Origin of the sequence: Amycolatopsis jejuensis, assembly GCF_000717335.1 — a bacterium.
In the GTDB taxonomy this organism is placed as follows: Bacteria; Actinomycetota; Actinomycetes; order Mycobacteriales; family Pseudonocardiaceae; genus Amycolatopsis; species Amycolatopsis jejuensis.
Window position 1 is genome coordinate 71718 of the sequence record NZ_JNYZ01000024.1, and the last position, 21241, is coordinate 92958.

Here is a 21241-nt window from a genome sequence, read left to right on the forward strand (position 1 = left end):
AGTGCAGGGCATGAACGAGAAGATCCCGCACCAGGTCGGCGTCGACGGCTTGTCCGCAAAATGGGTACCGGTGTGGGAGCGCGACGGCGTATACGGGTTCGACCGCACCCGCCCGGACGTATTCTCGATCGACACGCCGCCACTCACCGCCAGCGGTTCATTGCATATCGGGCACGTTTTCTCCTATACGCACACCGACGTTCTCGCGCGCTACCAAAGAATGCGCGGCCGGTCGGTGTTCTACCCGGTCGGCTGGGACGACAACGGCCTGCCCACCGAACGTCGCGTGCAGAACCACTTCGGCGTGCGCTGTGAACCTTCACTCCCCTACGATCCGTCGTTCACGCCACCGGAAAAGCCCGGCAAGAACGCGCTACCGGTGTCGCGGCGCAATTTCGTGGAATTGTGCCGCCAGCTGACGGAAACCGACGAGAAAGTGTTCGAAGAGGTCTGGCGGAACATCGGGCTGTCGGTGGACTGGACGCTGGCGTACCAGACGATCGACCCCGCGACCACACAGATCTCGCAACGCGCGTTCCTGCGCAACCTCGCGCGTGGCGAGGCGTACCAATCCGAAGCCCCGACGCTCTGGGACGTCACCTTCCGCACCGCCGTCGCCCAGGCCGAGCTGGAGGATCGCGAACGGCCGAGCGCGTACCACGATCCGGTGTTCACCGCGGGCGACCAGGAGGTGGTGATCTCCCCGACCCGCCCCGAACTGCTGCCCGCGTGCGTTGCACTCGTGGCGCATCCGGACGACGAGCGGTACCAAGTCCTTTTCGGACAGAAGGTGCGCACGCCGGTGTTCGGCGTCGAGGTGCCGGTGCACGCGCATCACCTCGCCGATCCCGAGAAAGGCTCCGGCATCGCGATGGTGTGCACGTTCGGCGACACCACGGACGTCACCTGGTGGCGTGCGCTCCAGCTCGAAACGCGCCCGGTGATCGGCCGCGACGGCCGGTTCCGCGCCGAGCCGCCACCCGGCGTTCCGGCGGAACCCTACGCAAAGCTGGCGGGCAAGACCGTGCACACCGGCAGGCAGATCATGGTCGACCTGCTGCGGGAAGCCGGGGCCCTGCGCGGGGAACCGCGGCCGATCACGCATCCGGTGAAGTTCTATGAAAAGGGCGACAAGCCGCTCGAAATCGTCACCAGCCGCCAGTGGTACCTGCGCAACGGCGGCCGCGACGACGCACTGCGCGCCAAACTGCTGGACCGCGGCGCCGAACTGAACTGGGTGCCGCCGCACATGCAGGTGCGGTACCGCAGCTGGGTCGAAGGCCTGACCAGCGACTGGCTGATCAGCCGCCAGCGGTTCTTTGGCGTGCCGATCCCGGTCTGGTACCCGCTCGACGCGAACGGCGAGCCAGACCATGACGCTGTGCTGGTACCTGGTGAGGAGAGCCTGCCGGTGGACCCGAGCACCGACGTGCCGCCCGGTTACGCCGAGGAGCAGCGGGGCGTGCCGGGTGGTTTCGTAGCAGAGGCGGACGTGATGGACACCTGGGCGACGTCGTCGCTCACGCCGCAGATCGCCGGTCGCTGGAGCATTGACGACGATCTGTTCCGCCGCGTGTTTCCGTATTCGCTGCGGCCGCAGGCTCACGAAATCATCCGGACTTGGCTGTTCTCCACTGCGGTTCGCGCAGAGCTGGAGGAGGGCGTGCTGCCGTGGCGCGACGCGGTGATCTCCGGCTGGGTGCTCGACCCGGACCGCAAGAAGATGTCGAAATCGGTCGGCAACGTCGTCACGCCACAGGATCTGCTCGACCGGCACGGGTCCGACGCGGTGCGCTACTGGGCGGCGAGCGCGCGGCCCGGCGTCGACACGGCGGTCGACGAAGGGCAGATGAAGGTCGGGCGACGGCTCGCGACGAAGCTGTTGAACGTGAGCCGGTTCGTACTCGGTCTCGGCGCCCCCGCACCGGAAGCGACCGCGACGGAACCGCTCGACCGGTCGGTACTCGCCGCCCTCGCGAAGGTGCGCGAAGACGCGACCGCCGCGTTCGAAGCACTCGACCAGGCACGGGCACTGCAGGTGACCGAGACGTTCTTCTGGACCTTCTGCGACGACTACGTGGAGCTGGTGAAGGGCCGCGCGTACGGCGACCGCGGCGAGGCAGCAGCGGATTCCGCCCGGGCAGCGCTCCGGACAGTCCTGTCCGCGCTCGTGCGGATGTTCGCGCCGGTGCTGCCGTTCACCACCGAGGAAGTGTGGTCATGGTGGCAGGACGGCTCGGTGCACCAGGCGCAGTGGCCAGCTGCGCCGGAACACGCCGGGGACGCGTCGCTGCTACCACTCGCGGGTTCGGTGATCTCGGCGGTACGGCGGGCGAAGAGTGATGCAAAGGTGTCAATGCGGTCTGCGGTGGAGACTCTCACTGTAACCGCCCCCACCGACATTCTCGACGCCTTCGCCACGGTGGCCGACGACATCCGCATCGCGGGCTCGGTGAACGCCATCACCACACAGGAAGGCGAGCTGTCCGTGGCAGTGACGATCGGCTGATCAGGAGCCCGCGGCGAGCCACCAGGATTCGTCCAGCTCGCCGCGGGCGACGATCTCGGCCGGTCCGGTGAGCGTGGACGCACCGCGCGCGACGGTGACCGTGACCTGGCCGCCGGGAATGTCCACAGTGGACTCCCCGTGGTCGGCACCCGCGAGGTGCACCGTGGCGGCCACCGCGGCGACCGTGCCGGTGCCGCACGCGCGCGTCTCCCCCACCCCGCGTTCGTGCACGCGCATCCGCAGCGCACCGTCGCCGAGCAGGTTGACGAACTCCAGGTTGACGCCGGACGGGAACACGTCGTGGTCGAAGTCCGGCTGGTCACGCAGGTCGAGACCGGCGACGTCGTCGTCGAGCACGGACACCAGATGCGGGTTGCCGACGTCCACGACCACGCCGGAGAACGGCCGTCCGGCCACCGTGGTGACCGACGTGCCGGTGACCGTCGCCGGTCCCATGTGGACGGTCACGGAGCGGTCCGGATGCACCATCACCGGCCGGTCGCCCGCCCGGGTACCGACAGTGAACTCGCCGCCGCCGGCCAGCCCTGAGTCGACCAGGTAACGGGCGAAAACGCGCACGCCGTTGCCGCACATCTCGGCAATCGAGCCGTCGGCGTTGCGGTAGTCCATGAACCACTCGCCTGCGGATTCCGCCCCGATCGCCGACGCGCGCACCACGCGCAGCACGCCGTCCGCGCCCAGCCCGCGCTGCCGGTCGCACAGCGCGGCGACCCGCTCCGCCGTGAGGTCGAGGCGGCCGGACGCGTCGGGCAGCAGCACGAAGTCGTTCTGCGTGCCGTGGCCCTTGAGGAACTCGATCCCGCCCATGCTTCCAGCCTACTGGCCGAGCACGGCGGCAACCCGCGCGGCCAATCCCGGCGACCCGCCGTCGAACCACCGGATCCGCTTGTCCCGGCGGAACCACGAACGCTGCCGCCGGACGAACCGCCGCGTCGCCTGCGCGGTCGCCGCAGCCGCCGCGGCGAAGTCGCCGTCGCCGTCCAGTTCGGCGAGCACCTGCTGGTACCCGAGCGCGCGTGAAGCGGTCTTGCCTTCGCGCAGGCCACGGCCGAGCAACCCGCGTACCTCGTCGACGAGACCGGCCTCGAACATCCGCTCCACCCGCAGGTCGACGCGTTCGTCGAGCTCGGCGACCTCGCGGTCGATCCCGATCAGCACGGTGTCCCAGCGCGCCGGACCCGGTTTCGGCAGGTTCGCGGAGAACGGCTCACCGGTGATCTCGATGACCTCCAGCGCCCGCACGATGCGCCGGGTGTTCGTGGGCAGGATCGCGGCCGCCGCGACCGGGTCACGCTCGCCGAGGCGGGTATACAGCGCCGCGGTACCGAGGTCGGCGGCTTCGGCGTCGAGCCGCGCGCGCACCTGCGGGTCGGTGCCGGGAAAGCGGAGATCGTCGAGGACCGCCTGCACGTACAGGCCCGAGCCGCCGGTCAGAACGGGCACCCGGCCGGCATCGAGAATCCGCTCGATCGTGGACCGGGCGTCACGCTGATAGGCGGCGACCGACGCCGTTTCGGTTACGTCGAGTACGTCCAGCAGGTGGTGCGGGACCCCGCGCCGTTCCGCCGGGGTCGCCTTGGCCGTGCCGATGTCCATTCCGCGGTAGAGCTGCAGCGCGTCGGCGTTCACCACCTCGCCGCCCAGCTCGAGCGCGAGCTCCACGGCCAGCGCCGTCTTCCCGGTGGCGGTGGGGCCGACGACGGCCACCGGACGAGGCGGCTGAGCAGGGCTGATCACGCTGGCGAACGGTACCCGGCCGGACCGGGACACGGGCACGGAGCGTCAAGTCGAAGTAGGATCAACGGCTTCAGGCGGCTCATCCAGTACCACGGCGGGCGCTGAGCTGCTTGAATGCCGCTGGGGCCCCATGCCCCCGGAGAGCACGACAGCATAACCCGGCCCCGCTCCGCGGCGGGGCGCCCGCAGCCGCGGGCGTACAGGCGATAAGGAGCCTGCGATGGCCCAGGAGAACACGTCCCCCGGCACTCCGGCACCGCACCCGGTGCCGCACGCGCAGGCCGCCGGCCCAGCCGCGCCGCCGGTGCCGCCCGCCGAACCCACGCCCGCCACCTGGGGCCGGGTCGACGGCGAGGGCACCGTCTACGTCTTCACCGCGGAAGGCGAGCGGGAGGTCGGGGTCTGGCAGGCAGGTACGCCCGAGGAGGGGCTCCTGCACTACGCGCGCCGCTTCGACGACGTGCGGACCGAGGTCGAGCTGCTCGAAACGCGGCTGAACTCCGGCGCAGGCGACCCGAAGCACGCGCTGTCGAGCGCGACCCAGATCCGCGACGGACTGGGCGAGGCTGCCGTGGTCGGCGACCTCGTCGCGCTCACCGCGCGGCTGGAGTTCGTGATCGGGCTGGCGGAGAAGGCCCTGGTCAACGTCAAGCACGAGCGCGAGGAAGCACGGGCTGCCGCGGTCGCACGCAAGCAGGAGCTGGCCGGGGAAGCGGAGAAGATCGCTGCCGATTCGACCCAGTGGAAGGTCGCGGGCGACCGGTTGCGCGCGATCCTCGACGAGTGGAAGACCGTCAAGGGCGTCGACCGCAAGACCGACGACGAGCTGTGGAAACGGTTCTCGAAGGCCCGCGAGTCGTTCAACCGCCGCCGCGGCTCGCACTTCGCCGAGCTGGACAAGCAGCGCGCGAGTGCCAAGCACCGCAAGGAAGAGCTGATCGCCGAGGCCGAGACGCTGTCCGATTCGGACGACTGGGGCGCGACGGCCGGACGGTACAAGGAGCTGATGGCCGAGTGGAAGGCCGCCGGCCGGGCCCCGAAGGACAGCGACGAGGCGCTGTGGCAGCGGTTCCGCGCCGCGCAGGACGCGTTCTTCGCCCGCCGGTCGGCAGTGTTCACCGAGCGGGACGCGGAGTTCGCGGGCAATGCGGTGCGCAAGGAGGAGCTGCTCGCCGAGGCCGAGAAGATCGACGTGGCGGCCAACCTCGACGCGGCCAAGTCCGCGCTGCGCCGGATCCAGGAGCAGTGGGACGAGATCGGCAAGGTGCCGCGCGAGCGCATCCGTGAACTGGACGGACGGCTCAAGGCCGTGCAGGACGCGGTGAAATCGGCCGAGGACAGCCGGTGGCGCCGCACCGACCCGGAAGCACAGGCCAGGGCGGCGCAGTTCCGGGAGCGGGTCGAGCAGTTCGAGGCGCAGGCGGCGAAGGCGCGGGCTGCCGGGGATGAGCGGCGAGCCCGGAAGGCTGATGAGCAGGCGGCGCAGTGGCGGGAGTGGATGGAGGCTGCCGAGGCTGCGGTGGCTGATCGGTGAGGTTTGGCGGGCACCCCGAAGCTGGATTGTGACAACGGTCGGGAGGGGCTAGTCAAGGCGGGAAAGATGCCTTGACTAGCCCCTCCCGACCGTGTTTTTGGCTTCGTATCGGGGTGCAGGGCCGGGTCTGGGTGCCCAGGTCCTGGTGAGTGCGCGGGTGCGGCTGGGTGGGTGTCGGTGAAAGTCCGTGAAGGGAACCTTCACGGAATCTGATTCCGTGAAGGTTCCCTTCACGGACTTCAGGCGCGGGAGAAGGCGGTGCGCATCCAGAGGGTGGCCAGGATGATGGTGGCGATCCAGGCGATGATCATGCCGAAGCCCGGGCCGTTGCCTGCGGCGCCGGTGGCGTGGGCGGACTGCTGGGACCAGATCGCGAGCAGGCCGTCCACCGAGGCGAACCAGCCGCCCGCGGCGCAGCACCAGGCGACCCACCAGCGGCGCGACACGAGTGCGACCGCGCCGGCCAGTACGCCGATGCCGGTGGACGTCGCCGCGAACAGCAGGGGGATGCCGCCGGCTTGACCGGTCAGCACCTGCCAGCCGGCGTGCCCCTCGGCCCACGGCAGAAGCTGCGCGATCAGCAGTACGAAGATCATCACCGAGATGGTGAACCCGCGCCTGCCCAGCTCGACGGTCCGGGCCACGCGCTCGCCCGCCTCGTCGATTTCCTCGCTCAGCTGCCGGTCGACCTCGGCCGGCGTTCCCGGTTCACTCACCGTGCACACTCACTCACCGGGGCCGGTTGCGCCGCCGGGGCGCCGAAGCCCGGCAGTCCCAGGGTGACCCCGCTCGTCGTGGGCCGAAGTCCTGCTTCGGCGTTGTCGCCCGCGCGCGTGCGGCGATGCGTCCGGAGGTCGCCGTCGGCGACCAGGTGGTGTGGCGCGCCGTAGCTGATCACCGCTTCCACTACGTCGCCCGGCCGGACCGCGCGGTCCACTGCCGGGCCGGACGGCGTGAAGTGCACCAGCCGTCCGTCTCGCGCCCGTCCGCTCATCCGGTGCGTCTCCGCGTCCTTGCGGCCCTCGCCCGCGGCGACCAGCAGCTCGACCCGTCGGCCGACCAGCTTGCGGTTCTCCTCCCAGGAGATCTCGTTCTGCAGCTCGACCAGGCGGTCGTAGCGTTCCTGCACGACCGCCTTCGGCAGCTGGTCCGGCATGTCCGCGGCCGGGGTACCGGGGCGTTTCGAGTACTGGAAGGTGAACGCGCTGGAGAACCGGGCCGCGCGGACGACGTCGAGCGTGGCCTGGAAATCCTCCTCCGTCTCGCCGGGGAAGCCGACGATGATGTCGGTGGTGATGGCGGCGTCCGGCATCGCGGCGCGCACCTCGTCGAGGATGTTCAGGTATCGCGTGGACCGGTACGAGCGGCGCATTTCGCGCAGCACCCGGTCCGATCCGGACTGCAGCGGCATGTGCAGCTGGTGGCACACGTTCGGGGTCGCGGCCATCGCGTCGATCACGTCGGACGTGAACGCGGCCGGATGCGGCGACGTGAACCGCACGCGCTCCAGCCCGTCGATCCCGCCGCAAGCGCGCAGCAACTTGCCGAACGCGAGCCGGTCGCCGAATTCGACGCCGTAGGAGTTCACGTTCTGGCCCAGCAGCGTCACCTCGAGCACGCCCTCGGCCACCAAAGCCTCGACCTCGGCGAGAATCTCGCCGGGACGCCGGTCGCGTTCCTTGCCGCGCAACGACGGCACGATGCAGAACGTGCAAGTGTTGTTGCAGCCGACCGAAACCGACACCCAGCTCGCGTACGAGGATTCGCGGCGGGCGGGCAGCGTGGAGGGGAACGTCTCGAGCGATTCGAGGATCTCCACCTCGGCTTCGGCGTTGTGCCGCGCGCGCTCCAGCAGGGTAGGCAGCGACCCGATGTTGTGCGTGCCGAAGACGACGTCCACCCACGGCGCCCGCTTCACGATGTCGCCGCGGTCCTTCTGCGCGAGACACCCGCCGACGGCGATCTGCATGTCCGGATTGGCGACCTTGTCCGGGCGCAGGTGCCCGAGGGTGCCGTAGAGCTTGTTGTCCGCATTCTCCCGCACGGCGCAGGTGTTGAACACGACCAGATCCGGCTTCGCCTGCCCCGCGACCGGGACGTACCCGGCGCCCTCGAGCTGCCCGGCGAGCCGTTCGGAGTCGTGCACGTTCATCTGGCAGCCGAACGTGCGGATCTGGTAGGTTTTCGCGTTCATCATCCTCCAGCCTAAACCCCGGCACCCGCGCGGAGCCGCCCGCCCGCCCGGACGGCGAATCCCGGATCTCGCGGAATCGGATTGTGCCGACGGAAGAAGGTGCCGTTGACCGGGAAAGAAAATGGGTACCGCCACCTGTTTTCGTTGAATTCCCGTGCCGCTTTCCGATAACATCTCCGGCATTGTTCGGAATCGGACCGCCGCCTCAGGAGGAATTGTGCGCAAGATTTCCGCCTGCCTGGCGGCGGTCGTGGCGGCGGTCGCGCTCACGGGCGCGGCGGCACCGCAGCAGGTCACGTGGTCGGCCGACCCGGCCGAGGGAACCGGGCAGTTCCGGTCGATCCAGTGTGCCGACGGCAAGTTCCGTACCACAGCGGACCCGCAGAAGGGCCGCGTCTGGGTCGCCACGCAGCTCACCGGAGAGGAGCGGTGCGAGGCCGTCGGCCCGGACCTCGCCGCCGGGAGCACGTATTACCTCGGCTGGTCGGCGAAGTTCCGCATCGCCGACTCCACCAGCCGCTATCTGTTCCAGCTGAAATGCAGCCCGAGCAGCGATACCGCGAACCACCCCGTCGTGCTGAAGGTGAGCGACGGGCAGCTCAAGCTCGAAGAGTGGACCACCGGGCACGAGATGGTCCCGCTCTGGCAGACCCGCGCGAAGAATGACGAGTGGCACGAATTCGCGTTCCGGATCTCGTCCGGCCGCCACGACGGCACGATCCGGTTCTGGTTCGACGGCGTGCGCCAGACGTTCGCCGACGGCTCCACCACCTACACCGGCACCACCTTCGACGGCACCCGCAACTACCTCAAATGGGGCCTCTACCACCAGGCACCGGAGACCGCGACGCAGTGGCTGAGCACCATCCGGATGGGCTCGAGCCTTGCCGACGTCACCGGCTGACCGCATCTGGCACCATCGCCCCATGCGATGGAGGCGGACGGCGGCGCTCGTGGCACTTCTGGCGCTGCTCGCCGGGTGCGGTCCGGACTTCGAGGGGCTGCGCCTGCGGGTCGCGGCGGGGTCGGTCGGGGGCGTCTACCACGACCTCGCCGGGCCGCTGGCCACCGCGTGGGCGGGGGAACTCGGCATCGAACGGCCGGAGGTGCTGGCCACCCAGGGGTCGCGCGACAACCTGAACCGCGTCCTGTCCGGAGGCGCCGACGTCGCGTTCGTCGCGGCCGACCTCGCCGCCGACTCGGCCGCCGCGCATCCGGGCAAGCTCGCCACGCTCGCCCGGATCCACGACGACTACCTGCACATCGTCGTGCGCGCGGACTCGCCGTACACGTCGGTGCAGATGCTGCGCGGGCAGCACATCGCGGTCGGCTCGCCGGAGTCGGGCGTGGAGTACATCGCCGCGCGCGTACTGCAGGTAGCCGGGCTTCGCGACTCCGTGACGGTGAAGGAGCTCAGCCTCGAGGACTCGCTCGCCGCGCTGGCCGACCGCAAGATCGACGCGCTCTTCTGGTCCGGCGGGCTGCCGACCCCGCTGATCACGCAGTACACCCACAAGATCGGCCTGCGGCTGCTCGACATGGCCACGCTGATGCCGGGGATGCAGGAGTTCAGCCCGGTCTACGGGACCGCGACCATCCCGGGCAGCACGTACGACCAGAGCGGCCCGGTCACGACGCTCGTGGTGCCGAACTTCCTGGTCGTCCCCACGTCGATGCCCGCCGACGTCGCCAAAGCCCTCACGAAGGGTCTCTACGACTCCCGTCCGGCGCTCGCCGCGGTCAACCGGGCAGCGCTGTCGATCGACGTCCATCCGGGGATCGAGACCGCACCGCTGCCGTTGCATCCGGGCGCGCTGGCGTATTACCGGGAAGAGAAGGTCTAAGCGACCGGGAAGTCCATCGCGATCTGCAGGCCGCCGCCCTCGGGCAGCGAAAGGTGAATGTTTCCTCCGGAATGCCGGACGATCTCCGTGACGATCGCCAGGCCGAGGCCCGACCCGGGCACATTCTGGTGCGCCGTGCTGCGCCAGAACCGGTCGGTGGCCCGCTCCAGCTCGTCCTCGCGCAACCCCGGCCCGTGGTCGCGGACGGTGAGCGTGACCCGGTCGCCGTCGCGTTCCGCGGTCACCGCGACCGAGGTGCCCGCGGGGGTGAACTTGAGCGCGTTGTCCAGCAGCGCATCGAGGACGACCTCCAGCCCGCGCGGCGGCACGAGCACGCGGGCGCCGTCCACCTTCACGGTGCTTTCCAGCGTGACCTCGCGCGCGGCCCCGACCACGGACCAATCCGCGACCCGGTCGGCGACCAGCGCGGCGAGATCTTCCGACACCAGCTCGCCGCCGGCGGCTTCGGCGCGGGCCATCGACAGCAGCTCTTCGAGGATCTGGTTGAGCCGTCCGGCATCCACCCGAGCCGCGTCGAGATCGGCGGCCGCGGTGTCGTCGTCGACGTGCCCGTCGAGGTTGCCCAGCCGGATCTTCAGCGCGGTCAACGGGTTGCGAAGCTGGTGAGAAGCATCGGCGACGAACGCGCGCTGTGCGGTGAGCGCCTCCGAAACGCTCGCCGCCATCCGGTCGAACGAACGGCCCAGCTGCCGCAGCTCGGGCGGACCGCCGCTCTCCCCCACCGGTTCCGCCTCGCGGCCGCTGACCACGGCCGCGACCAGCGCGCCGGTCGCCTCATCCAGCCGTCTCACGGGCCGGAGCGTCCAGCGCACCACGGGTAACGCGACGAGCAGCGCCAGCACGAACGCCACCAGCGCGCCCACGGCGAGCACCAGCCACTGCAGCAACAGCTGCGTGCGGACGTGGCCGGTGGCTGATTCGGTGACCACGGCGCCGCGCACTTCGCCGTCGATGAGAATCGGCTCGGCCAGTACCAGCGAAGTGGTCGTCCACGGCAGGAGCAGCGGCCCCGGTTCCGGCGCGCGGGCGGCGAGCGCCTCGTTCACCGGCACCTGGATCGCGGCCCGGTCGATGCGCTCCGCGTCCGTACCGCCGAGTGAGCTCAGCACCGGCTGGCCGTCCTGGTTCACCACGACCACCTTCACGCCGTACACCTCGGTGTACCGGCGCAGCTTGGGCTCCAGCGGACCCAGCTGGTTGTCGAGCAGCGGGCGTTGCAGCAGCGAGGCGAACCGCGCGGTGTCGGTGAGCCGGTCGAGGAAAAGCCGCTGCTGGAGGCTGCCCGCGAGACTCAGCGCGAGCGGGATGCCGAGCCCGAACACGAGCAACGCGACGAGCGTGACGACGATGCTCTGCAACCGGACGCGCACGCTCAGTCCCGTCCGTTGCCCAGCCGGTAGCCGACCCCGCGGACGGTTTCGATCAGCGCCGGACGGCCGAGTTTGGTCCGCAGCGTGGCCACGTGCACATCTAGCGACCGGCTCTCCGCGGCGCTGCGGTGCCCCCACACCTCGTTGAGCACCTGCTCGCGCGAGCACACCGCACCGCCCGCGCCCGCGACGAGCGCGAGGACCTGGAACTCCTTGCGGGACAAGGAAATCGGCTCGCCCGCGACGACGACCTCGTGCCGAGCGAGATCGATCCGGACGTCGCCGACCTCGACCACCGGCACGGTCTGCGCCACCCGCTCCCCGCGCCGCCGCCGCACCGCCTCGACGCGCGCGAGCAGCTCCTCGACGTCGTAGGGCTTGACCAGGTAGTCGTCAGCACCGGCACGAAGGCCCTGCACCCGGTCGTCGACCTCACCGCGCGCGGACACCACGATCACGGCGACGTCGCTGACCGCGCGGATCCGGCGGCACAGGACCACGCCATCGATGTCGGGCAGGCCGAGGTCGAGCAGGATGACGTCGACGTCGTGGACGCGTTCGAGCACCCCGGCCCCGGAGGCCAGCCGCTGCATCGTCAGCCCACGCCTGGTCAGCGCGGGTACGAGCGCACCCGCGACCCGGTCGTCGTCCTCCACGAGCAGCACCCGCACGGTCAGCCTCCCCGGTGATCCCGACCACGGTAGCGGGCACCCCGGAACGCCACGACACCACGCCGTGGACACATGAGTGGCGGCTGTCACTCATCCGGCTAGGCTGAACAGTGCCACAGACAGCTGTATCCGATACGTAGTTGAAACCCTAAGTATTGCTCAAGCTGTCTTTACAACCGGTGTCACGGTAGTAGGTTTCCGGCCAGCGAAGCGGGATCCCGGTCCCGCGGGCGCCGAACGACCAACGAAGCTCTGGAGGCCAGGATGACCACGGAGGTGGCGACGCCGATGATCAAGGCGGCCGCCGTGAACAAGTACTTCGGCGATCTGCACGTGCTGAAGGAGATCAACCTCGAGGTCCCGCGCGGTCAGGTCGTGGTGGTGCTCGGGCCGTCCGGGTCGGGCAAGTCGACGCTGTGCCGGGCGATCAACCGGCTCGAGCCGATCAACTCCGGCGAGATCGCGGTGGACGGTGTCCCGCTGCCTGCGGAAGGCAAGGCGCTCGCCGCGCTGCGGGCCGACGTCGGGATGGTCTTCCAGCAGTTCAACCTGTTCGCGCACAAGACGATCGTCGAGAACGTCATGCTCGCGCCGGTGAAGGTCCGCAAGACCACGCAGGCCGAGGCCCGCAAGACGGCGATGGAGCTGCTCGACCGCGTCGGCATCGCCAACCAGGCGGACAAGTACCCGGCCCAGTTGTCCGGCGGCCAGCAGCAGCGCGTGGCAATCGCCCGCGCGCTCGCCATGCGGCCCAAGGTGATGCTGTTCGACGAACCCACCTCGGCACTGGACCCGGAAATGGTCCAGGAGGTGCTCGACGTGATGACCGGCCTCGCGAAGGACGGCATGACGATGCTCGTCGTCACCCACGAAATGGGCTTCGCCCGCCGGGCCGCCGATCGGGTGATCTTCATGGCCGACGGCGAGATCGTCGAGGACACCACGCCGGACGACTTCTTCACCAAGCCGAAGTCCGACCGCGCGAAGGACTTCCTCGGCAAGATCCTGACCCACTGACCCGTTCGGGGGATTCCCCCGGCGCACTGGCTCCGCGGTGGCTGTAATCGGCCGTACCCGGACAGGTACCGACGTTCCCGGACACAGATACAGGAGAGAGTCACCATGAGGATCCGCACCCTCGCGGCCGGCCTGCTCGCCGGCGGGCTGCTGCTCACGGCCTGCGGCAAGGAAGGCACCCCGACCGGCTCGGGCGGGGAAAGCGCGAACAATGCCGCCGTGCCCACCTACGAAGTGGCGAAGGACGTGAAGCTCGACGGCTCGCCGGTTTTCACGAAGATCAAGTCCGCGGGCTCGATCACCGTCGGCGTGAAGGACGACCAGCCCGGCCTCGGCCAGAAGGACCCGAAGACCGGCAAGTTCGAAGGCTTCGACATCGAGATCGCGCGCATGGTCGCCGCCGGCCTCGGCATCAGCGAGGACAAGATCAAGTACACCACGGTCGACTCGGGGGCCCGTGAGCAGGCCATTTCGAACGGCCAGGTCGACTACTACGTCGGCACGTACACGATCAGCGACAAGCGCAAGAAGCTCGTGTCGTTCGCCGGGCCGTACTTCCAGGCCGGGCAGGACCTCCTGGTGCGCAAGGACGACAACTCGATCACCGGGCCGGAATCGCTGAAGGGCAAGAAGGTCTGCTCGGTCACCGGGTCCACCCCGATCCAGCGCGTGCGCGAGCAGGGCCTCACGGAGCCGGGCAACATCGTCGAGTTCCAGAAGTACTCGCAGTGCGTGGAGAAGCTGACCACGAAGGACGTCGACGCGGTCACCACCGACGACGCGATCCTGAAGGGCTACGCCGCCCAGGACAAGGACGCCCTCCGGGTCGTGGGCAAGACGTTCTCGAAGGAGCCGTACGGCATCGGCCTGAACAAGGACGACAAGGTGCTGCGCGACAAGATCGACGACCTGCTGCAGGCCGCGCTGGACAACGGCACGTGGCAGAAGATCTACGACGCCACCCTCGGCAAGTCGGGCGCATCCGCGACGAAGCCGACCATCGAGCGGTACTGACCTGATCCGGCGGCCGGTGGGTGGAAGTTTCGCCCACCGGCCGCTCCACACCCACCATCGGCACACGGACGCGGGGAAGGCTCCATGGACGTCCTGCTCGACAATCTGGACCTCTTCGGTCCCTTCTTTCTCACCACGATCGAACTGTTCCTCATCGCGGGCGCCGGCAGCCTGGTGCTGGGCACGATCCTCGCCATGCTGAGGGTGAGCCCGGTCCCGGTACTGCGCGCGATCGGCACGGCGTACGTCACCCTGCTGCGCAACACGCCGCTGACGCTCGTGTTCGCGTTCCTCGTGTTCGCCTACCCGCTCCTCGACATCGTCAAGATCGACTACTTCCCTTCGGCCGCGGTGGCGCTCACGCTGTACACGTCGGCGTTCATCTGCGAGGTCGTGCGGTCGGGCATCAACACGGTGCCGGTGGGCCAGGCCGAAGCAGGCCGAGCACTGGGACTCACGTTCGGCCAGATCATCGGCCGCGTGGTACTCCCGCAGGCCCTGCGGTCGGTGGTACCGCCGCTGATCAGCACCCTGATCGCACTGCTGAAGAACACGACGATCGCAAGTGGTTTCTCGGTCGCCGAAGCCGGCGCGATCCGCCAGTACGTCTCCGAACGCGGCGACAACCAGATGGTCGCCCTGCTGTGGGTGGCACTCGGTTTCATCATCCTCGTGTCGGTGCTGTCACTGGTGCAGCGCAGCCTGGAGAAGCGCTGGAGCGTGGCCCGATGAGCATCCTTGTGACCGGACCATTCTCAAGCACGGCGTCGCCCGTTGCGTTGCGCTCGGCGTCGCCCGTTGCGTCTCCCTTGGAGTTCCCTGTGGCGTTCTCCTCGGCATCGCCCGTTGCGTTGCGCTCGGCGCTGCCCGTTGGGTTGCCCTCGGCGCTGCCCGAGGTATCGCCTGCGACGTCATTCGCGGCGTCGACGGCAGCGTCATTCGCGGCACCGGCCGCGGTGTCATTCACGGCTGAGGCCGTGCCGAGCACCGGTGAGGTGGCCGCATGAGCACCGTCCTGTTCGACACCCCGGGCCCGAAATCCCGTGTCCGCCACCGGCTTTACGCGGTCCTCGGCATCGTCGTCGTGCTGGCCCTGATCGCGTACGTGCTGTACCGCTTCGCCGACAGCGGCCAGTTCTCCGGCCGCAAGTGGGAGTGGCTCCAGTACTCACAGGTGCAGAGCGACCTCGCGAGCGCCGTACTGGCAACCCTCAAGGCCTTCGCCCTCGGCGCGGTCCTCGCGGTGGTGTTCGGTGCAGTCTTCGCCGCCGGACGCCTCTCCGATCACGCCTGGATACGCGGAATCTGCGCATTCGTCGTGGAGTTCTTCCGCGCGATCCCGTTGCTGATCCTGATGTTCCTCTTCTACTACGGCCTCCCGACTCTCGGTGTGGACACGTCACCGCTGTTCGCGGTCGTGCTGGGCTTGACGCTGTACAACGGCTCGGTGCTGGCGGAGGTGTTCCGCGCCGGCATCCTTTCGCTGCCGAAGGGCCAGAGCGAAGCCGCGTACGCGCTCGGCATGCGCAAGACCCAGGTGATGTTCACGGTCCTGCTGCCACAAGCGTTGCGCGCCATGCTGCCGACGATCATCAGCCAGCTGGTGGTGCTGCTCAAGGACACCGCCCTGGGCTTCCTGGTGACGTACCCGGAACTCTTGTACTACGCCCGCTACATCGGCACCCAGGGCGACTTCGGCCGCCCGATCGTCCCGTCGACCCTCGTCGCGGCCGCGATCTACATCGTGATGTGCCTCCTCCTGACCGCACTCGCGACGTACCTGGAAAAGCGCAACCGCCGCAGCAAGAAACACATCGACACGACAGACAACCGCGCGGAGCAGGTCGTGATGGGCGCCGCCGGAGCCGGTGGCGGTGGAGCCCTTCCCGGGGCTGGGACGGCCTGACATTCGCCTGACGTGACTGCCAGACACGTCTGACAGACGTGGGTCGCCCAGCGTAGGTCGCCTGCCAGGGTTGCCTGGCATGGTTCGCCTGACACCCTCGCCTGACGTGCGCCCGACGCTCGGCCGCGGCCCCGAAGCCCCCGGCACCGCTATCCCAGCGGAGCCGGGGGTTTCCCGTTCGCGGCGCCGTTGGTCTGCCGTTTCAAGGACCACCACCTTCACCGATAGCTACGTTGTTGCGCTCCCAGCTCAGGTGCCGTCGTCCCACCCCATCACTTCCTCTCCTACGTCACCCTCCTGTCTCCAGCCACACCGACCTCCTCAGACCAGCACGCCACTGCCGCTCAGCCCAGCCCTCTCACCCGACCTTGAGCATCCGCACCTCCATCGAAACCCGATATCCACCGTCCCGTAAGTCCGCTCGTCGACCACCGTCTGCACCCGGCCGTCTTCGTTGAATTCCGCTGTGGACCGATTCGTCTCACCGTGGTGCACACAGGCATCCCGCTGAGCCACCAGCCCACTCACCGCGGCATTCCCTTGAGTGTCAAAGAAGTGCGACCGACACTCCCCGCTTTCCTCCTCGTAGCCGATGACCTCTGCTCCACCTACGTCGAACCCACCGATCCACCCCTCCGCCGAGCCCACGACGAAAAACCTGCCCGGCCCCGATATCCGATGTCGTGACCTTCACTCCGCGACTCCCGTCGTCCTCTATCGTGCACCCCTCGGGTGATCCACACCTCAAGCGTCTCGTGTTCAGGTCCGCGCGTGCGACCGGAATCGGCAGCCCGCTCGGTGCCCCGGTTGATCGCGACCACCTGCGGTGAAGCCTCGACCGTCATGTGTCCTCCCCTGTCTCCGATGACTTCCCTGACAGAGTCCCATCCGGGTACGACAATTTCGAGCCTCGCGCCGACCACCCAGCCCGCCACATCACTCGAACGTGTGATCCCGGATCACCTGTCTCGACCCGAGATCCCCACAGCACCAACGAATCCGTGCACGAATCAGGCGTGATCCAGTTGTGTTTGTCCAGACCTGAACCGCCACATCCAGATTCTTCAGCTCAGCTGAGAGCGAATCCCGTTACACAGCAAGAAGGAACCACCGAACACAATGCACGCCTGTGCACCGACCATCCTGAACTCACCCTGACCGGCAAGAGAATCCGGCAAGTCCACATTGGACACAAAACCCCGGCCAAGCCAAGGGCAGTGATCACCTTGCCCGGCACGAAGCCTTGTCAACCCGGACAAAGACGCGAACAACCCGGCTAACCCTGGTCATGCGCAAGCGGATGACGCGGCTGGTAGAGCGGCAGCAATCCGCCGCTGGGCAACCTGATCGACACCCGCGTACCCCAGGGCGCCGTGACCACCTCCCCGTCGACCTCCGCTCCCTTCGCGGTCAGCTGTCGCACTGTCTCGTCGAGGTCGTCGCACATCAGGTAGAACTCCTGCTGCGGCCCGCCTCCGGCCGGGTGCACGGCGACTTCCGTCGGCGGCAAGCGGAAAATGAGCCAGCCTTGTCCCGCGTCGACGGATGTGAACCCCAGCGTGTCGCGCAAAAAAGCCCGATCCGCCTCCGCATCACTGCTGTAGAGGATCACGTGTGCACCGGTGATCATGAGGCCTCCGTCCCCTCGCATCAGCTGCGCTATCAGCCAATCGTCTCACCAGCCGGGTGGAAAGTCTCGCTTCGCTGCCCGCCCCAGAACGACCACTCGCGCCACACATCCACCCGCGACCTGTGCTACGGTCGTCTCATATCCGAAGTACCCACGCAACAAGAGCCCACGAGCATCGTCGTAGTGGCCGTGTGGAAGTGCAGAGAATCCCCTGTGCGGTGGCCAACGCACAGGTGCGTTCGATCACTCCCCCGACCCGCGTGTGGCCGGCCTGATAGCCCGGGCCTGCGCCGACCTCACGCACGACGACCTCCGGCCGCCACACAACCAAATCCCGCCGCCACAGGGAAACCGCCGGCGAAACGCACCAAACAGCAGCTGCTGCCGCGGCGACGGGACGAGGTCGTGTGACGGTCGGAGACAGCCGCGGGTTGCCGTACCCGCTCGAGCGTCGCCGGCACGGTGGCCTGGTATCCGACCAGGCCACCGCTCGGCACGAACCACTCGACGTGACGGCTGCAGCAACCTATACGCGGTAAGTCGACAGCACTGGCGCTCCAATTCGACGGCGCCGGCGCGGTTGGCCGATACTGCCGTGCGACAGCCATTCGCTCACACGGCTGTCCGTCCGGGTGGGTCAACGTCGATGCGGCTGCGCGCATCGATGCCGAGCATCGTCGGCATCGATCCCATCGCGTCCAGTCAACGTCGATGTTGCCGCTGGCTAGTGCCGGGCGACGTCGATGCCGCCGCGCGTTGATACCGCTAAACCGTCAGCGACGTTCCCTTGGCATCACTTGACGTCTGGATGCCGCGGACTGACGCCGCACCATCAATGCTGCCCATCGGCACCTCTCGTATCGACGCCGCCGCAGGTCGATCGCGCGGTGGGAAGCCGTGCTGCGTAGATCTCACCGCGGGTGGACGTCACCCCGGACCCGAAGTCACGACGAGTCGACGCCACGGCAAGTGGCGCCCGCGCTGCGAACCTGCGCAGGAACCACCGGCACGCGCTGACCCGGTCAACCAAGACGGGCACCGACGCAGGGCAGCACCGCGACGATTGCAAGTCGAGTGCGGCCAGGGTCAGCGGCTGCGCCGGAAGAGCTTGTCCCCCAACCAGACAATCGGGTCGTACTTGCGGTCGGCGACGCGTTCCTTCATCGGGATCAGCGCGTTGTCGGTGATGTGGATGCCTTCCGGGCATACCTCGGTGCAGCACTTGGTGATGTTGCAGAACCCGAGGCCGTGCTCGTCCTGCGCCGCGTCGCGACGGTCGGCGGCGTCCAAGGGGTGCATCTCCAGTTCCGCGATCCGCATGAGGTAGCGCGGGCCGGCGAAGCTCTCCTTGTTCTCCTCGTGGTCGCGCACCACGTGACAGGTGTTCTGGCACAGGTAGCACTCGATGCACTTGCGGAACTCCTGCGAGCGCTCGACGTCCACCTGCTGCATCCGGTACTCGCCCGGCTTCAGCCCCTCCGGCGGGGTGAACGACGGGATCTCCCGGGCCTTGGTGTAGTTGAACGAGACGTCCGTGACGAGGTCGCGGATCACCGGGAAGGTACGCATGGGCGTGACGGTGACGACCTCGTCCTCGGTGAACGTCGACATCCGCGTCATGCACAGCAGGCGCGGCCTGCCGTTGATTTCCGCGGAGCACGAGCCGCACTTGCCTGCTTTGCAGTTCCAGCGCACGGCGAGGTCGGCAGCCTGCGTGGCCTGCAACCGGTGGATGATGTCGAGCACGACCTCGCCTTCGTTCACCTCCACGGTAAAGTCCTGCAGGTCGCCGCCGGTGTCGTCGCCCCGCCACACCCGGAACTTCGCCTGGTAGCTCACGCGTTCCTCCCGGGGTGCGGTTCCAGCTCACCGTCGGTGAAGTACTTGCCCAGCTCGTCGAGCTCGAACAGCTCCAGCAGGTCCGGCCGCATCGCCACCTGCTCCTCCACGACCACGTCGACGTCCGGCACCAGCGGATGGTCACCCGGCTGCGCGGAGCAGACGAGCAACCGGTGCCGCCAATCCCGATCCATCGACGGGTAGTCGTCTCGGGTGTGGCCGCCGCGGCTTTCCGTGCGGGTGAGCGCTGCGCGCGCGACGCATTCGCTCACCAGCAGCATGTTGCGCAGGTCGAGCGCGAGGTGCCAGCCAGGGTTGAACTGCCGATGCCCCTCCACGGTCACCTGCCGCACCCGCTGCCGGATCTCGGCGAGTTTTTCCAGCGCCTGCTGGATTTCCCCGGCCTTGCGGATGATGCCGACCAAGTCGTTCATCGACTGCTGCAGCTCGGTGTGCAGGGTGTACGGGTTCTCCGGAGTACCCTCGGCCGGAGGATCGAACGGCGCCAGCGCCATCTTCGCCGCAGAGTCCACATCGGACTGAGCCACCTGCGGCCGGGCAGCCAGACCGTCTACATAGGACGCTGCGCCAAGGCCTGCGCGGCGGCCGAACACCAGCAGGTCCGACAGCGAGTTGCCGCCGAGCCGGTTCGATCCGTGCATGCCGCCGGAGCATTCGCCCGCGGCGAACAGGCCGGGCACGCTCGCCGCGCCGGTGTCCGGGTCGACTTCGACCCCGCCCATCACGTAGTGGCAGGTGGGACCGACCTCCATGGGCTCTTTGGTGATGTCGACGTCGGCCAGTTCCTTGAACTGGTGGTACATCGAAGGCAGCCTCCGCTGGATCTCCTCGGCGGGAAGGCGACTCGCGATGTCGAGGAACACACCGCCGTGCGGGGAGCCGCGACCCTCCTTGACCTCGGAGTTGATCGCGCGCGCCACCTCGTCTCGCGGAAGCAGGTCAGGAGTACGGCGGTTGGTTTCCTGGTCGGTGTACCAGCGGTCGGCCTCGTCCTCGCTGTCTGCGTACTGGCCCTTGAACACCTCGGGCACGTACTCGAACATGAACCGCTTGTCGTCGGAGTTCTTGAGGACACCTCCGTCACCGCGGACGCCCTCGGTGACGAGGATGCCCTTGACGCTCGGCGGCCAGACCATCCCGGTCGGATGGAACTGCACGAACTCCATGTTGATCAGCTTCGCGCCCGCACGCAGAGCCAGCGCGTGCCCGTCGCCGGTGTACTCCCACGAGTTCGATGTCACCTTGAAGGATTTGCCGATGCCGCCCGTCGCGAGCACGACGGCGGGCGCCTCGAACAGCACGAACCGACCGCTCTCGCGCCAGTAACCGAACGCGCCGGCAACCGCGCCGCCGTCGAGTAGGAGCTCGGTGACCGTGCATTCGGCGAAGACCTTGATCCTGGCCTCGTAGTCGCCGTACTCCTTGAAGTCCTCCTGCTGCAGCGAAACGATCTTCTGCTGCATGGTACGGATCAGCTCGAGTCCGGTGCGGTCGCCGACGTGCGCGAGCCGCGGGTACGTGTGCCCGCCGAAGTTGCGCTGGCTGATCCGGCCGTCGGCGGTGCGGTCGAACAACGCGCCGTACGTCTCGAGTTCCCAGACCCGGTCCGGCGCCTCCCTGGCGTGCAGCTCGGCCATCCGCCAGTTGTTGAGGAACTTGCCGCCGCGCATGGTGTCGCGGAAGTGGACCTGCCAGTTGTCGTTCGGGTTCGCGTTGCCCATCGACGCCGCGCACCCGCCCTCGGCCATCACGGTGTGCGCCTTGCCGAACAGGGATTTGCACACCACTGCGACGCTGAAACCACGTTCACGCGCCTCGATCACGGCGCGCAGACCGGCGCCGCCGGCACCGATCACCACCACGTCGTAGTTGTGCCGTTCGACCTCGGTCATGGAATGAGCCACCTCACGAGC

Annotated in this window: 17 protein-coding genes; 8 read left to right on the forward strand and 9 right to left on the reverse strand. The window is 68.4% G+C overall.

What is annotated here, in order from left to right; translation table 11 throughout:
- Positions 1 to 10: 10 nt before the first annotated feature.
- A complete protein-coding gene (gene valS, locus OO71_RS30410) occupies positions 11 to 2509 on the forward strand; it encodes a valine--tRNA ligase (RefSeq protein ID WP_033293462.1) in 2499 nt (832 codons plus the stop codon).
- On the opposite strand, the gene dapF is transcribed toward valS, so the two are convergent.
- Together dapF and miaA are read right to left on the reverse strand one after the other, a co-directional pair.
- Positions 2510 to 3337 (reverse strand): diaminopimelate epimerase, encoded by an 828-nt coding sequence (gene dapF / locus OO71_RS30415; RefSeq protein WP_084145394.1) that lies wholly within the window; start codon positions 3335 to 3337, stop codon positions 2510 to 2512. It abuts the gene before it with no gap.
- A 9-nt stretch (positions 3338 to 3346) separates the two neighbouring features.
- Positions 3347 to 4267 (reverse strand): tRNA (adenosine(37)-N6)-dimethylallyltransferase MiaA, encoded by a 921-nt coding sequence (gene miaA, locus OO71_RS30420; RefSeq protein ID WP_033293464.1) that lies wholly within the window; start codon positions 4265 to 4267, stop codon positions 3347 to 3349.
- Positions 4268 to 4487: 220 nt separating this feature from the next.
- On the opposite strand from miaA, the gene OO71_RS30425 reads away from it, so the two are divergent.
- Positions 4488 to 5801: a DUF349 domain-containing protein gene (locus OO71_RS30425; protein ID WP_033293387.1), complete on the forward strand. Its 1314-nt coding sequence runs from the start codon at positions 4488 to 4490 to the stop codon at positions 5799 to 5801.
- A 239-nt stretch (positions 5802 to 6040) separates the two neighbouring features.
- Here OO71_RS30425 and OO71_RS30430 read toward each other — a convergent pair whose 3' ends face one another.
- On the reverse strand, positions 6041 to 6517 hold the full coding sequence (locus OO71_RS30430) for an Rv2732c family membrane protein (protein ID WP_033293465.1): 477 nt from the start codon (positions 6515 to 6517) through the stop codon (positions 6041 to 6043).
- Positions 6514 to 7995, reverse strand: coding sequence for a tRNA (N6-isopentenyl adenosine(37)-C2)-methylthiotransferase MiaB (miaB, locus tag OO71_RS30435; protein ID WP_033293388.1), 1482 nt, complete (start codon positions 7993 to 7995; stop codon positions 6514 to 6516). Before miaB ends, OO71_RS30430 begins: the two co-directional genes overlap by 4 nt.
- A gap of 217 nt (positions 7996 to 8212) precedes the next feature.
- Here miaB and OO71_RS30440 point away from each other — a divergent pair, with 217 nt between their 5' ends.
- Together OO71_RS30440 and OO71_RS30445 are read left to right on the forward strand one after the other, a co-directional pair.
- Complete coding sequence (locus tag OO71_RS30440; protein ID WP_051792465.1) at positions 8213 to 8899, forward strand: heparin lyase I family protein; 687 nt, start codon at positions 8213 to 8215, stop codon at positions 8897 to 8899.
- Positions 8900 to 8921: 22 nt separating this feature from the next.
- Complete coding sequence (locus OO71_RS30445; RefSeq protein WP_033293389.1) at positions 8922 to 9839, forward strand: TAXI family TRAP transporter solute-binding subunit; 918 nt, start codon at positions 8922 to 8924, stop codon at positions 9837 to 9839.
- Here OO71_RS30445 and OO71_RS30450 read toward each other — a convergent pair.
- Together OO71_RS30450 and OO71_RS30455 are read right to left on the reverse strand one after the other, a co-directional pair.
- Positions 9836 to 11230, reverse strand: a complete 1395-nt coding sequence (locus tag OO71_RS30450) for a sensor histidine kinase (protein ID WP_033293390.1) — start codon at positions 11228 to 11230, stop codon at positions 9836 to 9838. The genes OO71_RS30445 and OO71_RS30450 overlap by 4 nt on opposite strands.
- Before the next feature lie 2 nt (positions 11231 to 11232).
- Positions 11233 to 11901, reverse strand: coding sequence for a response regulator transcription factor (locus OO71_RS30455; protein ID WP_033293391.1), 669 nt, complete (start codon positions 11899 to 11901; stop codon positions 11233 to 11235).
- Between the two features lie 288 nt (positions 11902 to 12189).
- On the opposite strand from OO71_RS30455, the gene OO71_RS30460 reads away from it, so the two are divergent.
- The 4 genes from OO71_RS30460 (at position 12190) to OO71_RS30475 (ending at position 15838) form a co-directional block, all read left to right on the forward strand.
- Positions 12190 to 12918, forward strand: coding sequence for an amino acid ABC transporter ATP-binding protein (locus OO71_RS30460; RefSeq protein WP_211260647.1), 729 nt, complete (start codon positions 12190 to 12192; stop codon positions 12916 to 12918).
- A gap of 105 nt (positions 12919 to 13023) precedes the next feature.
- Positions 13024 to 13932, forward strand: a complete 909-nt coding sequence (locus OO71_RS30465; RefSeq protein WP_033293393.1) for a glutamate ABC transporter substrate-binding protein — start codon at positions 13024 to 13026, stop codon at positions 13930 to 13932.
- A gap of 84 nt (positions 13933 to 14016) precedes the next feature.
- Positions 14017 to 14664: an amino acid ABC transporter permease gene (locus tag OO71_RS30470; RefSeq protein ID WP_033293394.1), complete on the forward strand. Its 648-nt coding sequence runs from the start codon at positions 14017 to 14019 to the stop codon at positions 14662 to 14664.
- A 271-nt stretch (positions 14665 to 14935) separates the two neighbouring features.
- Positions 14936 to 15838 carry an amino acid ABC transporter permease gene (locus tag OO71_RS30475; protein ID WP_051792466.1) on the forward strand — a complete coding sequence of 301 codons (903 nt, stop codon included), beginning with the start codon at positions 14936 to 14938 and terminating at the stop codon, positions 15836 to 15838.
- Positions 15839 to 17114: 1276 nt separating this feature from the next.
- Here the strand turns inward: OO71_RS30475 and OO71_RS30485 are convergent.
- The 3 genes from OO71_RS30485 to OO71_RS30495 all read right to left on the reverse strand — a co-directional run bounded on the left by OO71_RS30485 (position 17115) and on the right by OO71_RS30495 (position 21220).
- Complete coding sequence (locus OO71_RS30485; protein WP_033293396.1) at positions 17115 to 17468, reverse strand: VOC family protein; 354 nt, start codon at positions 17466 to 17468, stop codon at positions 17115 to 17117.
- 1086 nt (positions 17469 to 18554) lie between these two features.
- Positions 18555 to 19307, reverse strand: coding sequence for a succinate dehydrogenase/fumarate reductase iron-sulfur subunit (locus OO71_RS30490; RefSeq protein WP_033293397.1), 753 nt, complete (start codon positions 19305 to 19307; stop codon positions 18555 to 18557).
- Positions 19304 to 21220 (reverse strand): fumarate reductase/succinate dehydrogenase flavoprotein subunit, encoded by a 1917-nt coding sequence (locus OO71_RS30495; RefSeq protein WP_033293398.1) that lies wholly within the window; start codon positions 21218 to 21220, stop codon positions 19304 to 19306. Before OO71_RS30495 ends, OO71_RS30490 begins: the two co-directional genes overlap by 4 nt.
- Positions 21221 to 21241 lie beyond the last annotated feature (21 nt).